Origin of the sequence: Roseiflexus castenholzii DSM 13941, assembly GCF_000017805.1 — a bacterium.
GTDB lineage: Bacteria > Chloroflexota > Chloroflexia > Chloroflexales > Roseiflexaceae > Roseiflexus > Roseiflexus castenholzii.
Window position 1 is genome coordinate 3,130,914 of record NC_009767.1, and the last position, 16,639, is coordinate 3,147,552.

A 16,639-nucleotide genomic window follows, 5' to 3' on the forward strand; every position below is an offset into this window, starting at 1 on the left:
TCAACCACAGCCTGACACCGCGTGTAGCGGACGCGGCTGCGCCGTGCGCCAACATTCGCGGTTTCCAGGCAGTGGTGGTTTCGCCAGCCATGGCCGTTGAACGGCGACGCCGCGCCGCTGTCGCTAGCGTTGGGCGCTACACTGCGATATGCATTGAAAAAACATGCTTAAGGCATTGCTACTGGAATCTTTCCGAGTACTCCGAGTTGCATACGGATACCTATTCTCAAGCAGGGGTCTCTTGATCTCTGGCAACCAGGCAGTTCCGGTCGTCAGGCAGTCCAAGAAAGATGATATGATAAGAATAGTGGTGTCCGGCAATGCGAAACATACCGATGATTGCCTCAGACTGAAATTGGAGAGAAGTGGTTCATCTAGAATGAACCTGGTGGCACGTTCGTTTCCTGGGTTGGTGTCACGGTCTGATACCAATGACCTGTGACCATCCGGCATGGTCACTCCGAGCAGTGCGAGGGGTCTTGCGCGACCCGCTTAGATTCCTCGCTGCGTTTACCCTGAGCGAAGCGAAGGGCTCGGAATGACAAGTCGCTGCGTTTATCCTGAGCGAAGCGAAGGGCTCGGAATGACAAGTCGCTGCGTTTACCCTGAGCGAAGCGAAGGGCTCGGAATGACCCGCATGCGGCATCTTCAATCGTCATTGGTATGATGCGCCTTGTGAGTCTGCCTGCACTGTGCGGAAATCCTTTGGATTCGGATCTTGATCTGCCAGACGGTTGCGTATGGGCCGGCAATTGCGACGGTTGGCGCCCTTATTTGCGCGTGACTGGCGCCATGTTCGGATATTCTGGAGACGATATTGCTCTACCATCTTATCCGCCCTCTTCTGTTCCGGCTCGATGCCGAGCGCGCGCACGACGTGGTGACGGCGATGTTCCGAGCGACGAGCCGGATGCCGTTGCTGCCGCGGTTGATCAGTGCGCTGTATGCCTGGGACGACCCCGCACTGATGGTTGAGTGGGCGGGGTTGCGCTTCGCCAGTCCGCTCGGCGTCGCAGCAGGATTCGATAAGCGCGCCGACCTCGTCGATGCACTGGCGCTGCTTGGGTTCAGCCACGTCGAAGTCGGTACGGTCACGCCGCGTCCTCAACCGGGCAACCCCGGTCCACGCCTCTTCCGCCTGCCGGAGGATATGGCGTTGATCAATCGCCTCGGCTTCAACAGCCATGGCATGGTCGCTGTGGCAAAGGCGTTGCGCGCGCGCCGATCACGTCGGGTCATCGTTGGTGTCAATATTGGCAAAAACCGCGATACGCCGCTGGAGCGCGCGGTCGAAGATTATGCCGCGACCTTCGTGGCGCTGGCGCCGCTTGCCGATTATGTGGCGGTCAATATCTCGTCGCCGAATACGCCGGGGCTGCGTCGCCTCCACGAACGCGCGGCGCTCGAGGAGTTGCTGCGTGAACTGATGCGCCTCAACCACGGTCTGCTGTATCCGCGCCCGATTGCGCTGAAGATCTCGCCCGACGAAACCCTGGATCAGATCGAAGAGGTGGTGCGCGCCGGGTGTGAGGCTGGTGTCGCTGCCTTCATCGCCACCAATACGACCCTGGCGCGTGAGGGGCTGCGTAGTCGACTGGCGAATGAAACCGGTGGGTTGAGCGGTCGTCCGCTGGCGCCGCGCGCGCGTCAGGTGATCCGTGCGATCTACCGCCTGACCCGCGGGACGCCGCCGGTGATCGGTGTCGGCGGTGTTCTGACTGCCGATGACGCCTATGCGCACATTCGCGCAGGGGCGCGCCTGGTCCAGCTCTACACCGGCATGGTGTACGCCGGCCCCGCCATTGCCCGCGAGATCAAGCGCGGTCTGGCGCAGTTGCTGCGCCGCGACGGGTTTGTGAGTGTGACGCAGGCAACGGGGGTGGATGCGGAGTGGGAGGGTGCGATCAGGCAGCGGGGGTGATCGGGTGCGGGCGGGTCTGAGACCCGCCCGCCCGCGGGAGAGGGGCGCCGGTCGCCCCTCTCCCGCGGGCGGGCGGAGCGGAGCACGGGCGGGTCTCCCCTCTCCTGCGTGCGGGAGAGGGCAGGGGGGAGGGCAAAGCGATGGTGTTGGTCTCATACCAATGACCTGTGAACATCCGGCATGGTCACTCCGAGCAGAGCGAGGGGTCGTGCGCGACCCGCTCAGATTCCTCGCTGAGTTTACCCTGAGCGAAGCGAAGGGCTCGGAATGACACGCATGCGGCATCTTCAATTGTAATCGGTCTCATCCTTTCCCAATGATCACCTCACGCACCTGCACGTCGCGCAGGCGCTCCGGCAGCACGGCGACGCCTGTGCCCGGTGTATCGGGCACGGTGATCGTCGAGTCGTCGTTCAGCACGAAATCGGGCGCGGCGATGTCGCGGTGATAATAACGCGCCGATGCTGAGATGTCGCCGGGTAGCGCGAAGTTGGGGAGCGCCGCCAGCGCCAGGTTGACCGCGCGCCCGACGTTGGTTTCCAGCATGCCGCCGCACCAGACCGGCACGCCGCGTTCGGCGCACAGGTCGTGGATCTGGCGCGCGGCAGTCAGCCCGCCGACCCGCCCGATCTTAATGTTGATCACCCGGCAGGCGTCGATGTCGAGCGCCCAACGCGCGTGCTCTGGGGAGTGAATGCTCTCGTCCAGGCAGATGGGTGTGCTTATTTGCGCTTGTAATCGCGCGTGGTCCACAATATCGTCGTGGTGGAGCGGCTGTTCGATCAACAACAGGTTCATCTCGTCCAATTCACGAAAGATCGGTGCATCGTCCGGGGTGTACGCCGAGTTGGCGTCCACCTGCAATGCAATATCGGGCCAGCGTTCGCGCACTGCGCGCACCACGGCAACGTCCCATCCTGGCTTGATCTTCAGTTTGATGCGCGCATACCCGGCTGCAACAAACCGCTCGATGCTCGCCAGTTGCGCCTCGAGCGTTAACTCGATGCCTACACTGACGCCAACTGTCACACGATCACGGGTAGCGCCGATGAGACGCGCCAGTGAGACACCGCGCGCTTGCGCATAGAGATCCCAGAAAGCGGCTTCGACGGCGGCGCGCGCCATGGGATGCCCGCGCACCGACGCGAAGCGTTCGACGATCCCTATCGGTTCGGTGATCTCTTGCCCGACGATCATGGGCGCGAGGAAGTCGCTGATGATGTGCCAGGCGGTTCCTATGGTCTCATACGCATACCAGGGACCCGCGCCGGCAACACATTCGCCCCATCCGGTTAATCCGTCGGCGCGCATTTCGATCAGAATGCATGGACGGTGCGTTTCGCGCCCGAAACTCGTCTCGAAGGGCGCAACCAGCGGCATGTCGATGTGGTGCAATGTGATCGACTCGATCTTCATACAACGCTCCAGTGCTGGCGCAGCAGGTAGTAACTGCACGCACCCTCGGAAAGAACATCAACCGCCGTATACCCGCCGGCAAAGGCAGCTTCGCACAGGTCGCGCAACTGCATGCGCCAGGTCAGCGCCTCTGCCGGGCGCATGTGCCTGATCGCCTGAATGTCGGTCGGAAAGCGAATGAGCACACAGTCGCCAGATGGCGCGCGACAGATGCTCGCCGGTGCATCGGCGACGGCGCCAGGAGGCGCTTCGTTCAGCACCGGAATCTCCTGAGCAATGAGCGCGGCGAACGATGGCGCCGGTTCGGCGCGCGCCAGGCGCCGCTCGACATGGCGTGATGCCAGATGCCACTCGACCTCGAAACGATCACTGGGAATGCCGGCATTCAGCCGGTCGCTCATCGCCCCGTACAGATCACGCGCATAAGTACGACAGACCGCGCCGAGTTTCCGAATGTTGAGCCGCGCATTGCGGCTTTGCAGCGGATCGAAGGTCCAGGACATCAGCGTGATGCCTTGCGCCAAGACGCAGTCGCGTTGGCGCCGCTTCAGTTCTTCGCCGATGCCACGATCGCGGTAACGCGGCAGTACGCCAAGCATATGCGAGCAGTGCTTCATCTGACCGGTCGCTGTGAGACCGACAAAACCGAACACGAACCCGACCAGATCATCCGGCGGCGTCAGGTCGGTGTCGAACGCACCAAGCGTCAGACCACCGTTTTTGCCGGCAGTCAGCAGGAGATGGAGTGGGACAATATCGCGCGCATCGCTGCCCCACACCTGCGCCTGAAGGTCCTCAACGGCGCGGTATTCGTCGTGTGTTTCGATGCGGCGGTACACAATCGGCATTCACGCCTCCAGGAACGCCTTCATCGCGGCATTGACCTCATCCGGCGCAACCTGCTGCACCCAGTGCGATGCATGCGGCAGGGAACAGATACGCAGATCAGGAACAAAGCGTTGGGTCTCACGCACCACTTCTGGCGCGAATGCGACATCCTGCTCCCCCCAGATCAGGAGCGTCGGCGCACGGACGCGCATACCTGTGCCGCGAAAGAGGTCGCCGGCGCCGTGGCGACCAATAGCGCGGTAGTAGTTGAGCGCGGCGGTCAGTGCGCCGGGACGTGCCATCGCCTGTTTGTAGCGCCGGATGGTTTCGTTGTCGAACACGGCGCGGTCAATTGGCGTCGAGCGAAAGATGCGGTCGAACGCAGCGCCGTGGTTTGCGCTCAAGATCGCCTCGGGGAGCCATGGGATCTGAAAGAAGAGGATGTAGCGCGAGCGCCGCCGCTGCTCCGGGTTGCGTTGCAGTTCCTCATAGAAACGCGCCGGATGCGGCATATTCAGCGCAATCAGCCGTTCGACCCGTTCTGGGCGTGCAATTGCCAGCGACCAGGCGATCATACCGCCCCAGTCGTGCCCGGCGACGTATGCGCGTTGAAAGCCGAGCGTCTGGATCAGTTCGACGACATCCTGCACCAGCACATGAAGTTCATAGCCGCGCGCCGGTTTCTCGGTTTCATTGTAGCCGCGTAAATCAGGGGCAACAACGGTGTAATGAGCGGCAAACACCTCGATCTGATGCCGCCACGACCACCAGAATTCCGGGAAGCCGTGCAACAGCAACAGCAGTCTGTCGCCATTGCCTGCGCGAACCACATGAAAGCGGATGCCGTTGGCGTTCAGATAGTGATGTTCGAGTGACGCTGGCATAGAACCATTATACAAGAGGCGCGCGGCAGTGTGGGGGCGCCTCCGGTAGGCGCCCGCAGGATGGGACGCTCCTGGTAGGCGCCGACAGGGGTCAGGGCGAAGGGAAAGGGTCTTGCCCAGAACGCCACGAGAGACTGCGCGACGCTTAGCATGCCGACGGGGGCGCAACAGGCAGCCACCCCGCATACATCGGGTGGTCAGACTGAACAGGAAGGTTCACCGGCTGCCTGCGGCGCTGTGAGTCGTAGAGCGCGGTGACAAGTTCGAGTGATGCGCGCGCATCCTGGAGCGTCACCGGCAATTCACTGCCGTTATGCAGCGCATGGTAAAACCGGTAGAACTGACCGGCGTATCCTTCGGGCAGCGGCTCGAACGTCGCCAGCGTTGCTTCGATGAGCGCCGTTTGTTCAGGAGTGTCGCCGACGAACGTCCACGGATCGCCGGAATTGCTGTACGGGCGCGTGTTGCTCTCCGCCACCATACCACTGAAACAGAACCGATGACGGGTCATCTCGGCGCTCGAACCAAGGGTCACCGCGAGCGTCGCCAGCGAGCCATCTGCCATTTCGAGCGCAACCGCAGCTGTGTCTTCGACTTCAATGGCATTGACCAGCGTGGCTGCGCGGCAAAACACGCTGCGAATCGGACCGAGCGCGTAGGTGAGCATATCGTGTGCGTGGATGGCATGCCCCAGCAAAGCGCCTCCCATCTCGGTCGCCCATTTGCCGCGCCAGGGAACATCGTAGTACGACGCGCGCCGCCGCCAGGCGGTTTCGACTGTCGCCAGATAGGCGTGTCCCGCTACACCGCGTTCGATCAACAGTTTGAGTTTTTGCAATCCATGACCAAAGCGGTACTGGAAGATCGGCATCACGCGCCGCCCTGCGGCGGCTTCGGCAGCAATCAGCGCATCTGCCTCGCGCAACGAGCCAACGAGCGGTTTTTCGCAAATGGCGTGCTTGCCAGATGCAAGCACCTGCTGCACCTGCGCGAAGTGCAGCCCCGGCGGCGTGCAAATGTCGATCACATCAATGTCTTCCATCGCGCAGAGATCGGCAAGATCGCCGACCATGCGCGGAATGTCGTGTATGGCTGCGAACTGACGCGCCTTTGACTGATCAATATCACACACTGCCATCAGGCGAAACAGTTCGGGAAGCGTGCGGTACGCCTGCGCATGCATATGACCAATGCCGCAGCCGACAATCGCAACATTGAGAGGTTCGGGCATGGTGCGCTTCTCCCGGATTATTTCAAACGGTGCGCCGCTGCTTCGGCGCGTAACACGAGTTCGGACGCCAGGAAACAGTGTTCCTGCGGCATTGCCGTTTCAGTGCGGTGGAGAATGTCGTAGACCAGGCTGGGACCGTAGGGTAGAGCGACATCACTGCAATCGACGCAGTGTGTTCCTTTCTGATCCACCAGAAACAGATGGTTGCCGCCTGGACGACCGGCGATGTCGATATTCTTGCGCACCTCGATGTATCCTTCCGTGCCGAGCACGATCAGGCGCCCATCACCCCATGTGCCAAGACCGTCCGGTGTATGCCAGTCAACTCGAATGTAGCCGGAAACTTCCAGACCTTCGGGGGTGACGCCGCGCAGCAGCACATCGCCGAAGTCGTCGAACTCAGGGTATTGCGGATGGCGATAATTCGCCACCTGCGCCGTGACGACGTCTGCGCGGGTGGCGCCGGTAAAGAAGAGGAACTGATCTGCTTGATGCGAACCAATGTCGTTGATGATGCCACCGAATCGACTGCGCTGGAAGAACCAGGGAGGGCGAGCAGTCAGATTGACACGGTGCGGTCCCAAGCCGATGGTTTGTACGACTGTGCCGATTGCGCCGGAACGCGCAAGTTCCCCGGCGCGCACGGTCGCCGCATTCTCGAAGCGTTCACTGAAACAGATCGAGTAGATGCGACCGGTTTCCGCCTGAACGCGCCGTGCTTCATCCAGTTGCGCCAGCGTCGTAAAACCGGGCTTGTCCGCCATGTAATCTTTACCGTGACGCATGGCGGCGATCCCCAACGGCGCGCGCTCGTCCGGGATGGCGGCGCTGATGATCAGATGGATCGAAGGGTCTTCGAGAATGGCGCGAGGATCGCTTACCTGCGTCGCCTGCGGATAGGTGCGACCATACTGCGCTGCAAGATCAGGCTCCGCCGCATAGAACGCCACAAGTTCGGCGCCTGCCCGCACGAGTAGATTGGTTTGTCCGTAGATGTGCGCATGATTGAGTCCAATAGCCGCAAAGCGTACCGTTTCGGATGGCATAGGTGCTCCTCTATGCTCAAAGTAGACGGAGAATACTCACGATCAGAAATCCTCCGATCACGCCTCCGGCTGCACGGACGACGCGCCGTGAAAAAGTGCTCTGCTGAACGCCGGTGCGCAGGTAATGTTCCAGCCAGAAGATGAAGATCAGCCAGATGACCCCCAGAAACGGCAGTGATGTCTGGCGGATGGCGCGCGCAACCCACGGATTGGCGCGCAACTCCAGGCTGAGTTCTAACAGCAGGGTATGCGCCTGACTCAGGACCCATCCCGCTCCCAGGATGAGCGCCAGCCAGAGCGCATAGCACACTGCCAGAAGTCGCCAATCAGAGCGTCGAGTGGAAGCGGTCATGGTCTTCTCTCAAAAGCGCGCAGGCAGTACATATGCGCCGATGCTCGTGTCGAAGATGCACTCGCCGCTCACATCGTCGCCATTCCACAGGACACGTGGCGCTGCCCGGCATTCGATGCGCAACGGCGCTGCGCGACGAACCGCAATCACGTCGATGAGCGGACGATCCTCGCAATAGACGGCGACGCGCCCGAACCCGAACGCCGCCGACTCTATCGTCGCCTCTGGCGTCACAAAGCGCCAGTGCGTCTCGTCGTCCGTCGGGTTTGCCGCAGCCCAACGCCCACCATCGTCATCGGCGACCACCCATGCCGGAACTGTGCCGCATGTGAGATGCGCCGAGCCGACTGCAACCCGCCCCTCTGCGGATTGGACAGCGACAGGACTGGCGAGGAGCGGCGGTTGGTAGACCCTGCCGTTGATCCGTCGTTCCAGAAGACGATTGGCACGGAGATCGACCGAGAGTTCGATCAGATCGGCGCCACTGGCGTAGCGCACGGTGCGAACGGCGTCATCGAGACGATCGTCGATAGCGCTCCGCAGGATATGCCGACGAAATGTTGCAAAATCGCCGTATTCGACACGATCGCCGACTTCGACGACGAAACCGGCGCGAATATTCTGGCGGTAGAACGGTCCGCTCAGGCTGGCATACTCCCAGAAACTCTTGGCTTCGCCCTGGTAGTAGTTATAGATCGACAGCACCAGTTCGCCGTTGCGCTCTGACAACAGAATGGGCGCCTCGTCGCCAAGATTCGACGGTTCGAGCGGGCGAAGCGCAATATAGACATCACCATCGGCGATCAGCACCGCATCGTGCGGGTACAGACGGCGTGGCGTCGAACGCAGCGTAATCGGTGTATCGTTAACCCAGACCTCGCTCAACGATGCAGCATCCAGCACATACACCTCGGTTTTCAGGCTATGTACAGGTTCGTGCTGTGGCTCGAGCGCGTAGAGGGCAATGCTTTTGCCATGATGCTGGACGCCCCAGAACTTGCCCTCGTCGTTGAGATTGTTTCCGCGTGACCGATCTGTCGCGTGATAATAACTGCCGAACACCTTTTCGTTGACGATATAGCGCGAAAAGAGCACGCCAACAAGCCGCGGCTCAGGCACGCGATAATACAGGATCAGCCGATCATTTTGCGGATGATGACCGACCGATGCCGTGCCAAGCGCATAGGTTGGCGTCATAAACGTTATCATGTCAATGCCCGTCCCGGTGATCGCCGCCTCGGCGGCGCCGAGTCGTTCCGGCGTCTCATCGGCGGTGATTCGCCTGAACACACCACTGGCGACGGACATCTCGGCGATGCTGAAGCGTTCCGGTTTTTCGCGCAACAACCGTTCCAGATAGCGTGGCAGATGGTAGGGGCAGCGCCCTGCCACAACGCTCCCTTCGTCCTGGCGCTGCGGCGCATACGTCGAGCGGCGCAGCAGACGCTCATCGCCAAGGACGCGGAAGAGCACACGCTTGATCATGCAGATGCCGCCGGTCACATCGTTGTGATAGGCGCGGCTGTGTGGTCCGGCGAGTTGCGCCGTCGGATGGTGATAGTGCAGCGCTGTTTGAATCCAGAGACGTTCTTCCATCACCTGCGCTTTCACCCGGATGACCGGATCGATGGCGCGGTGCGCCAGTTCCGCCAGCGCCGCCAGATCAACAGCCGCATACGTTGGGCTGTTGTACTCCGGTATGCCTCCCGCGCGATTGGTGAACGTGATCCACTCATCGATCCGTTGCCTCCCGCGCTTCAGCAACCCTTCGTCTCCCAACACCTGTCCCGCCAGCACCGTGTTCAGGATATCCAGCAGCGTAATGTTGGTATACCAGACCGCAACGTTCAGGCGCGCAATCTCTGCCACGCCGAGGCGCACTGCATCAAGGAGGTGCGCCCGCAGATCAGGGCTGATCCATTCGCCATAGTCGAGCAACAACGGCAGTATTTGCTCCAGTGCGAACTGAACCGCGTTGAGATCGGTCACGCTGCGGTCTTCGTCCATCCATTTGAAACCGCCATAGTGGATGTGGGCAGGGTTGCGTTCCTGCGCCTGCAACGCGCGCCGGATAATGCGCTCCGCCTTTGGCAGCGCCGCTTCGCCTTCCGCCTGCACCAGCGCGTATGCGTAACCAAACGATTCGCGGATGGGATGGAAGACGCCGGTATCGGTGCGTTGCTCGATCAGACCAGCCTGTTCATCGAAACGTGCATGCCATGCCGCCATGCCTTCGGCAAACAATCGTTTGCCGGTCGCATTCGCGGGGTCTTCAAGGAGAGGATGGGTGAGCATAGCAGTTCCCTGATTGCTTCAAGGACGAAAGGACAACGTAGAGCGCAACGCCAGCACCGGTGCGCCGTGGTTGGCGACGGTGAACGGCGCAACCAGGCGCACCTCTGCGATCAGGCACACCTTTGGCTTTGTCGCTTCGCAGTAGATCAGTGCAATCTCTGCCGTCAGCGTTCCCGCTGCTGTACATGTCGCCGATAGTTCGAGGGGAAAGCGTATCCCGGCAAGCGAGCGGTCTGCATCTGCGGGAAGCGTGATGCCTCCATCGATGCTCCAGCGTACCGACGATGGCGCCAGATCGTTGACTTTGTATCCGGGTGGAAGGACGATGTCGAGTGCGGTCCTGCCCTCACCCGGCGCAACGGCTATTGGCGGCATGATGGTCGGAACCCATCCGTCGGCAATCAGCGCCGTGCGCAGGCGCTCGATGTCGCGCACCACCAGCGTGATCACCTCACCGCTCTGCACATCCGGTATGCGGATGGCATGGTTGTTCGTGTCGGCGATAGAGAGCCGATCCGTCCCGGCAACAAATCGCGCCCGCCTCGTAGAACTGTGGCGCAACGCCATGCCCGTCAACAGCCACAAGCGCCGCCACAGAGAGATGCGCATTGCTTCCTCCCGCCTCACGTAAAATCCAGCCGCAGCACCGTCTCCCACCCGATAATGTCCATCGACGTTGCGCCCATCTCGCAGGTGCAGATCGGGCTGTCATAGTGTTTAAAGCCGTTGAGCGGCTGCTCTTCGTTATTGACCAGCAGTGGTCCTTCCCAACCAAACGCAAGTCGGTCGCCGCGCAGCGTTTCACAGTGCACCCGCAGGTTGTCGAAAGCGACACGGAGCGCCAGCGTTCGTTCCTGAAAAGCGGCAAAATCGCCGTCACGCGCCGCCCGTCCCATCATGCACACCCAGCTATTGGGCCATCCCGGCGAGCGCAGTTCACGAAAGGCATTGCGTCCGGTCGTCACGAGAGTCAACCCATTGGCGGCGGTCAACGCCAGATATCCATTGCCGACTCGCGCAAATGCCCATCCCTCGCGGAGTGCATACTCATCGAAGGCGAAGGTCGGAAAGTACGCATGCGTCCATCCCATCCACTGCGGGTCAACATACGCCTGCGGATGCGCCGAATCGATGTATCCGTCGGGACGGGCATGATCGAACCAGTCGCTGCGCGGCGGAATGTGGTGGATGGCGATCAGCGTTTCGCGCCACTGCGCCACGCGCGGCAATACCACGTGACCATGCCAGGCGTTTGGACGGTGCGAGTTATCCTCGGCAATGCACGGCGGGTGGGTTACAAAGACCACCGCATCGTGCGACAGCGTCGCCTGCCAGATGTGCTGCTGTACGCCGCGTTCGCCCGGATGGTGATCCTGCGCCGAGCAGAGCATATAATCCGGTGTTTTGAAGGTGACTTTGTTAACTTCCCAGGGACCCTCCGCCATATCGAGATCCCAGACATTGACCCCGGCGTGACGCTCGCGATGCCACAGTTCCTCGACCGACGCCGTTGCAATCTCGGCAATGACCGGCGGCAGTGCATAGCCACGCGCACAGGCGAGCGCAACCGTTCCGAGCGTCGCTTCGTTGAACGTCCCCATGCCCCACAACAGGCGACTCATGCCGCTCGTCAACTCTCGACGCGCTCCCTTAATGCCGACCGTGTACGCTCGACCGTGCGTCGAGCCGAAGACGCCGCGGAACGAATTGATTGCCATGGTGAACAGGAGTTTGTCAAGGACAACCGTCGCCAGTTCGCTCACCTCGTCGTTCGCTGCCAGGTCTGCCAGGTGGCTCAACGCCAGCGCATCATGCTCGAAGTAGGTGTTCGAGTCCCACTCACGAAATCCGCCGGTCGCGCGCGAGCGCAGCCAGTCCAGCGCGAGACGCTCCCCCTTCAGGCGATGTTCTTCACCCGAAAGACCACTGTTGGTGAAGATGCGATCTGGGTAAATCTGACCAGCAAGGATTTCGCAGGTGTGGAACAGAATTCGATGATTTTCCGACCAGAACCACATGGCATCGACCCCCGGCTCATCCGCCCAATAGCGAAAGCCGAGAATGCACGCTTCAAGCGGTTCGCGCAACGTGGCGGGGAAGCGTTCGTCGTTCCCATAGCGCAGCAATGCGCCGAGCAAGCCGATGAGGTAGAAATCGCTGCAATCTCGACGACGGTTGATTCCGTCGATTTCATGGAGTATGACATCGAGATTGAGCGTGTCCCATGCGCCCAGTTCCATTTTAGCGATTTCGCCGTACAACCCGCCTCGCTGAACTGCGTCGCGCAGCGCTTCAATTCGGCGTGTTTCATAGACGCCATAGGGCGCAGCAGCGTAGCGGTTTTTCAACACCTCGAAGGGGATGGCACGGGTAACACGCACATTGTGGAGATAGTATGTCTCAGGGTGTGGCATCAGCAGAATCTGATACGCTCCATCGCGGAGTTGCGCCGCGCGCCCAAACGATTGCGCGGCGCCTGGGCGAACCGTCGGCAACGCCTCGGCAAAAATCTGTCCGTGAGCATTCTGCAAACGCACGCACACCGTTCGTTCGGCAAACGTCGCGTCTGGCGACCAGCGCACAACGATCTCCTCGCTCGAGTCGAACACGTCGCGCTCCAGAAATGCCGCTGCAATGACCTGTTCAATGGCAGCGCGCAACTCGATGTGGCGCTGATGAGTCGGCAATTGCACCGGCAACTCCCCCACGCTATCGACGCGCAGCGCCATGACCATCGGGCATTCACGCGCTGCCACCGCCTCGAAGCGTACCAGAATCGCATTCGCTCCCTGCCGCAGATCAGCGGTAAACGGCACGCTTGCCGGTATCTGCGGTTGAACGTGCTCGTGGTGATGGACATGGCAGCCGTTGATCCAGACATCCGCCGGACCGTTGGTTGTGATCGTCAACCCGACGCGCCCATGGTTCGGTGCAACCACCTCAGCGTATGCCCAGGCGCGCAGGTGGCTGACCAGGTGGTAGAAGTCGCTGAGATCGACGAAGTGATCGTCGCCACAGGCGTAGTACTGCCATGTCAACTCCTGACCATCCGCTTCGAACGTATCACCCTCCGCCGACGGCGGCGCGATTTCGAGCGCGGGCGTGGCATAATGGCGTGCGATACGCACTCGAAAATCATAGTCGTGGAACCGCTCGAGATTGGGCGCCTCCAGTACTCGCGGACCGGCGACGAGCCAGTGATCGATGAAACCATTGGTCGTGTGGTACGCGAACATGTTCACGACTCGTTCCTCCGCGCTCCTTCCGGCAAATAGACGCCAAGCGTGCCGCACATGCCCAGGCGACGCGGCGGCGCAGGCGCCGGCAGCGTATGCACATTTCCCTGGCACAGGAAGGAGACATCACCCTCGGCAAGCGCAGCGAGATGCCGTCCTGTCGCCTGCGCCGCCGCGAGCGGTCCACGTTCCCACACCGTGCGCCAGGCGTCGAGTTTCGGTTGGACCAGGCGAACCGCCTGAGCATAGAACCGCTCAAGCGCCGCCAGACCTTCAGTTTCATACCGCTGCCGCAACTCCACAAACCCCTGCACCGCAAGATCGCGTCGGCGATACGCGGCGCGCTCCGTACTGGTATAGACCGCGCCGCGCGGCGACAACGACGCGGCATCGAAATACGCCTGGTCGTCGGTCAGGATTGACTCAGGAAACGTCAACACAAAATCGCCGGACTCCGGTAATCCGGCGTTTTGCATCACGATCTGAATTTCGAGTTTGCCGTGGTTGATGAGCCGGTGAATGACGCCAGGCGTGAACCACACGACCTGCCCCGGTTCCAGCGGCGTTTCGCAAAATCCTGCCGCACTCAGCGTCTGCACCGCGCCATGACCGCCGATGACCATGTACATTTCGGAACAGAGAAAGTGAACGTGCGGACTGCCGCCAACTAACCCATCCGGCGCCAGCGTATCGTACACCAACAAATGGGTCACGCCGACGGCGGCGGGGAATGGAGGGATTGAAACAGTGCTTGTCATACCAGCGCCTCATGTGGTTTGTTGTCAAGGAATGCCAGAAATCCTGTCACATCCTGCCCGTATTTACAGTTCGACAAGGTACAGGTTCACCCTGCCGTCCCGATCAGAAGCGTAGAGAATGCGAGAACCGTCCCAACTCCAGGTCGGATGGCAGTGGCTGCTCTGCGTGTGCCATGAGGTTCCGTGGTTGCGCACCAGTGTTTCCAAGCGCGCTTCATTGCCGGAAATATCAATCAGTACCAGATCATCCACATCGTCGCCAACCAACCGTGTCGCATCGGGGCTGGCATGGTAGTGGTTGGTGTAGTAGGGCATATCGATCCGCCGAATGACGTCGCCACGCCGATTTGCCAGACCGACATACGGACGGAAGGAAGTCGATGCAGTTGACTTCACAGCGACATCAACCGCCACCGCCTGCGCGCGATGGCTGGTGATCGTCCCGTCGTGTCCGGGTCCCCGATTATCGAAAACGATCAGACCATCCTGCGTCCAGAACTCGTGCCCGACCGAGTCCTCCTCGGTTTGACGAAAGCAAGGAACTGCCGCGCGCGCCACGACATCGAGAAGCCAGATACGCTGCGTCACCAGATGCCATGGACCTTCGTGGCAGAAACTGCCAAGCGTCGCATCAACGGGGCAGAATTGGAAGTGCCCCAGCCAATGCGTATCACGCCAGACGTCGAACGCCTGCGAGCCGTCCAGATACGCAATCGTCACCCGGCCATCCTTGATTCGGTAGAAACTCTCCTTGAAGCCGCTATAGTTTGGTCCGCGCGGCACGTCTACCTGCTCATTGCGGCAGAATGCGACATACCGGCGGTTGGGAGCAATCGACGGCGCGCCGAGCGAAAAGGGGTCGGTTTCTTCGTAGATCGTCGTGGCAACACCGGTTGCCGTATCGAACGCGCGCACACGATTCCCGACAATATAGACGATGATCCGACTATCCGGCGTTTTGGTCACGCTGTGAACTCCTTCCGGCTCGTCGGTCAACTGCATGATCTCGCCAGAAACCAGGTCCAGGCGGAAGACGTTGTAGCGCGGATCTTCGTGCGGCGCGCGATCCTCACCGCTGGCGCGGTCCGATAGAAAAATGATCGCCGGTTCGACGGCGTCGAATGAATTCTCGGTAAAGTAGAGATGCACATTGTTGCCGATAGCGGTCAACTGCCGGATGGTGCGACCGGTCGCGCTGTCGGTCAGGGTTGTCATCTCCGAGGTCCATGTGCGTGGCATGTCCGTGTTCCTTACTCCCATGTCTCCGGCCACCGGAAATGCGTTGCCAGTTCCTCATGACCGGGCATCGCCAGCAGATCATCGAGCACGGCGACCGCCTGTTCATATGAGCGGGTCTGCGGACTGTTGAGCACACTCCAGAGCAACATCGAGCGATCGCCGGTTTTGAACGCCAGGAGTTCGCGTTCCATATCGAGCACTTCGGGCAGAATCATTTCGAGCATAATCTTCCGTGGCAACGGTGGCACGCGCAGCGGTTGAATACCTTTGGCATTGATGATTGCTGGAACCTCGACCACCACATCATCGGCAACGCCGGGCAGCGCGCCGTGGTTCGGAATGTTCACCTGAGCGACATACTCGTTGTTGTTGACCAGCCCATCGATGATCGGAACCTGCTGCTCGCGCGTCTTCTCGCTGCCGAACGTTTCGACCAGGCTGGCTTTCGGATCGTTCGCCAGCTGAGTCATGAACGCGATGCGCTTCTCCAGACCCTCGACGAAGAATGGACGGGCAATCTCGGTGTCGGGACCGCCCCACGGTTCGCCGAACCAGTATTTCTTGACCTCAAGGCTCGTGTGATACCACCAGTTGCGTTGCTGGCGCGGCGTATCGCCGATTGGCATCAACCCATACATGCGGTACATATGAATGGCGCCGCGCGACATCTGAATGTCGTGGGTGCTCTGCGCCACATGGGTGCGCCAGAAGGTCTCGCTCTGTTCGGCGATCCAGCGGTCGAGCAGCGGATAGGCGTCTTTCCCTTCGTAGAGAAAATGGGTCAGCCAGATATTGTGGTTCAACCCCGGCGCCTGCCAGGTGATCTTCTGTGGGTCTAATCCCAGGGTCATAGCCACCTGATAGACACCGTAGTGACCATGGCACAGACCACACACCTTAATGCCGGTCTCACGGGTCATCAGCGTGCATCCTTCAAACACCGGATTACCCGACTGGATCAGCCAGGCATTTGGACAGATGCGCTCCATATCGCGCGCCACGGCGAGCATGAACGCCAGTTGCGCGTGATTGCCGAAAGCAACGCCGCCGTAATAGTAGCCGTGCTTCGCCGTCACCTCGCGCATGGCGCGCTGATGATGGTGGCTGACGACCGATGCGGTATTGATCACAAAATCGGCGTCGGTGAGCGACGCGGCGCGATCCGCAGTGCGCTCGAAGCGCAGATCGGAGCCCAGTTCGGCGGCATAGCGGCGCGCCAGTTTCTCGATCATCTCAAGGCGGGCAAGATCGACATCCATGAAACTGACCAGACTGCCTGCGAGTCCTGGCGTCAGACACAGATCTTTGACCAGCCCCAGCGAGAATTGGGCGCTGCCGGCGCCGATCACGCTGATCTTAATGGCGGTGGACATTCCCCTTCCTTTCTCCAACGAAAGCGACCGTCGATGCGAACGCCCAACGACGCAACACTG

At 60.7% G+C, this 16,639-nt stretch carries 13 protein-coding genes; 1 reads left to right on the forward strand and 12 read right to left on the reverse strand.

Annotated features, from left to right (window positions below; translation table 11 throughout):
* The first annotated feature begins 817 nt into the window (after positions 1–817).
* Complete coding sequence (locus tag RCAS_RS12570) at positions 818–1,921, forward strand: quinone-dependent dihydroorotate dehydrogenase (protein WP_012120941.1); 1,104 nt, start codon at positions 818–820, stop codon at positions 1,919–1,921.
* Positions 1,922–2,224: 303 nt separating this feature from the next.
* On the opposite strand, the gene menC is transcribed toward RCAS_RS12570, so the two are convergent.
* The 12 genes from menC to RCAS_RS12630 all read right to left on the reverse strand — a co-directional run bounded on the left by menC (position 2,225) and on the right by RCAS_RS12630 (position 16,579).
* Positions 2,225–3,337, reverse strand: coding sequence for an o-succinylbenzoate synthase (gene menC, locus RCAS_RS12575; RefSeq protein ID WP_012120942.1), 1,113 nt, complete (start codon positions 3,335–3,337; stop codon positions 2,225–2,227).
* Entirely contained in the window at positions 3,334–4,185 is an 852-nt protein-coding gene (locus tag RCAS_RS12580) for a hypothetical protein (protein ID WP_012120943.1), read from the reverse strand. Before RCAS_RS12580 ends, menC begins: the two co-directional genes overlap by 4 nt.
* On the reverse strand, positions 4,186–5,049 hold the full coding sequence (locus tag RCAS_RS12585) for an alpha/beta fold hydrolase (RefSeq protein ID WP_012120944.1): 864 nt from the start codon (positions 5,047–5,049) through the stop codon (positions 4,186–4,188).
* 145 nt (positions 5,050–5,194) lie between these two features.
* The gene (locus RCAS_RS12590; RefSeq protein WP_012120945.1) at positions 5,195–6,280 is read right to left on the reverse strand and encodes a Gfo/Idh/MocA family protein; all 1,086 of its coding nucleotides are present in this window, start codon (positions 6,278–6,280) and stop codon (positions 5,195–5,197) included.
* A 17-nt stretch (positions 6,281–6,297) separates the two neighbouring features.
* Positions 6,298–7,326 (reverse strand): Gfo/Idh/MocA family protein, encoded by a 1,029-nt coding sequence (locus tag RCAS_RS12595; protein ID WP_012120946.1) that lies wholly within the window; start codon positions 7,324–7,326, stop codon positions 6,298–6,300.
* Positions 7,327–7,342: 16 nt separating this feature from the next.
* Positions 7,343–7,678 (reverse strand): hypothetical protein, encoded by a 336-nt coding sequence (locus RCAS_RS12600; RefSeq protein WP_012120947.1) that lies wholly within the window; start codon positions 7,676–7,678, stop codon positions 7,343–7,345.
* Between the two features lie 9 nt (positions 7,679–7,687).
* Positions 7,688–9,973: a hypothetical protein gene (locus RCAS_RS12605; RefSeq protein WP_012120948.1), complete on the reverse strand. Its 2,286-nt coding sequence runs from the start codon at positions 9,971–9,973 to the stop codon at positions 7,688–7,690.
* A gap of 18 nt (positions 9,974–9,991) precedes the next feature.
* The gene (locus RCAS_RS12610; RefSeq protein WP_012120949.1) at positions 9,992–10,582 is read right to left on the reverse strand and encodes a hypothetical protein; all 591 of its coding nucleotides are present in this window, start codon (positions 10,580–10,582) and stop codon (positions 9,992–9,994) included.
* Between the two features lie 14 nt (positions 10,583–10,596).
* A complete protein-coding gene (locus RCAS_RS12615; RefSeq protein ID WP_012120950.1) occupies positions 10,597–13,209 on the reverse strand; it encodes a hypothetical protein in 2,613 nt (870 codons plus the stop codon).
* Between the two features lie 2 nt (positions 13,210–13,211).
* Entirely contained in the window at positions 13,212–13,967 is a 756-nt protein-coding gene (locus tag RCAS_RS12620) for a cupin domain-containing protein (RefSeq protein WP_012120951.1), read from the reverse strand.
* Between the two features lie 63 nt (positions 13,968–14,030).
* Entirely contained in the window at positions 14,031–15,206 is a 1,176-nt protein-coding gene (locus RCAS_RS12625; protein ID WP_012120952.1) for an oligogalacturonate lyase family protein, read from the reverse strand.
* 11 nt (positions 15,207–15,217) lie between these two features.
* Positions 15,218–16,579, reverse strand: coding sequence for a family 4 glycosyl hydrolase (locus tag RCAS_RS12630; protein WP_012120953.1), 1,362 nt, complete (start codon positions 16,577–16,579; stop codon positions 15,218–15,220).
* Positions 16,580–16,639: the final 60 nt, after the last annotated feature.

What these genes read in the sequence shown, in the direction of transcription:
- RCAS_RS12585 (WP_012120944.1), bottom strand. Translation starts at nt 5,049, where the DNA reads ATGCCAGCGTCACTCGAACATCACTATCTGAACGCCAACGGCATCCGC.
- menC (WP_012120942.1), bottom strand. Translation starts at nt 3,337, where the DNA reads ATGAAGATCGAGTCGATCACATTGCACCACATCGACATGCCGCTGGTT.
- RCAS_RS12600 (WP_012120947.1), bottom strand. Translation starts at nt 7,678, where the DNA reads ATGACCGCTTCCACTCGACGCTCTGATTGGCGACTTCTGGCAGTGTGC.
- RCAS_RS12590 (WP_012120945.1), bottom strand. Translation starts at nt 6,280, where the DNA reads ATGCCCGAACCTCTCAATGTTGCGATTGTCGGCTGCGGCATTGGTCAT.
- RCAS_RS12625 (WP_012120952.1), bottom strand. Translation starts at nt 15,206, where the DNA reads ATGCCACGCACATGGACCTCGGAGATGACAACCCTGACCGACAGCGCG.
- RCAS_RS12610 (WP_012120949.1), bottom strand. Translation starts at nt 10,582, where the DNA reads ATGCGCATCTCTCTGTGGCGGCGCTTGTGGCTGTTGACGGGCATGGCG.
- RCAS_RS12620 (WP_012120951.1), bottom strand. Translation starts at nt 13,967, where the DNA reads ATGACAAGCACTGTTTCAATCCCTCCATTCCCCGCCGCCGTCGGCGTG.
- RCAS_RS12630 (WP_012120953.1), bottom strand. Translation starts at nt 16,579, where the DNA reads ATGTCCACCGCCATTAAGATCAGCGTGATCGGCGCCGGCAGCGCCCAA.
- RCAS_RS12595 (WP_012120946.1), bottom strand. Translation starts at nt 7,326, where the DNA reads ATGCCATCCGAAACGGTACGCTTTGCGGCTATTGGACTCAATCATGCG.
- RCAS_RS12605 (WP_012120948.1), bottom strand. Translation starts at nt 9,973, where the DNA reads ATGCTCACCCATCCTCTCCTTGAAGACCCCGCGAATGCGACCGGCAAA.
- RCAS_RS12615 (WP_012120950.1), bottom strand. Translation starts at nt 13,209, where the DNA reads ATGTTCGCGTACCACACGACCAATGGTTTCATCGATCACTGGCTCGTC.
- RCAS_RS12580 (WP_012120943.1), bottom strand. Translation starts at nt 4,185, where the DNA reads ATGCCGATTGTGTACCGCCGCATCGAAACACACGACGAATACCGCGCC.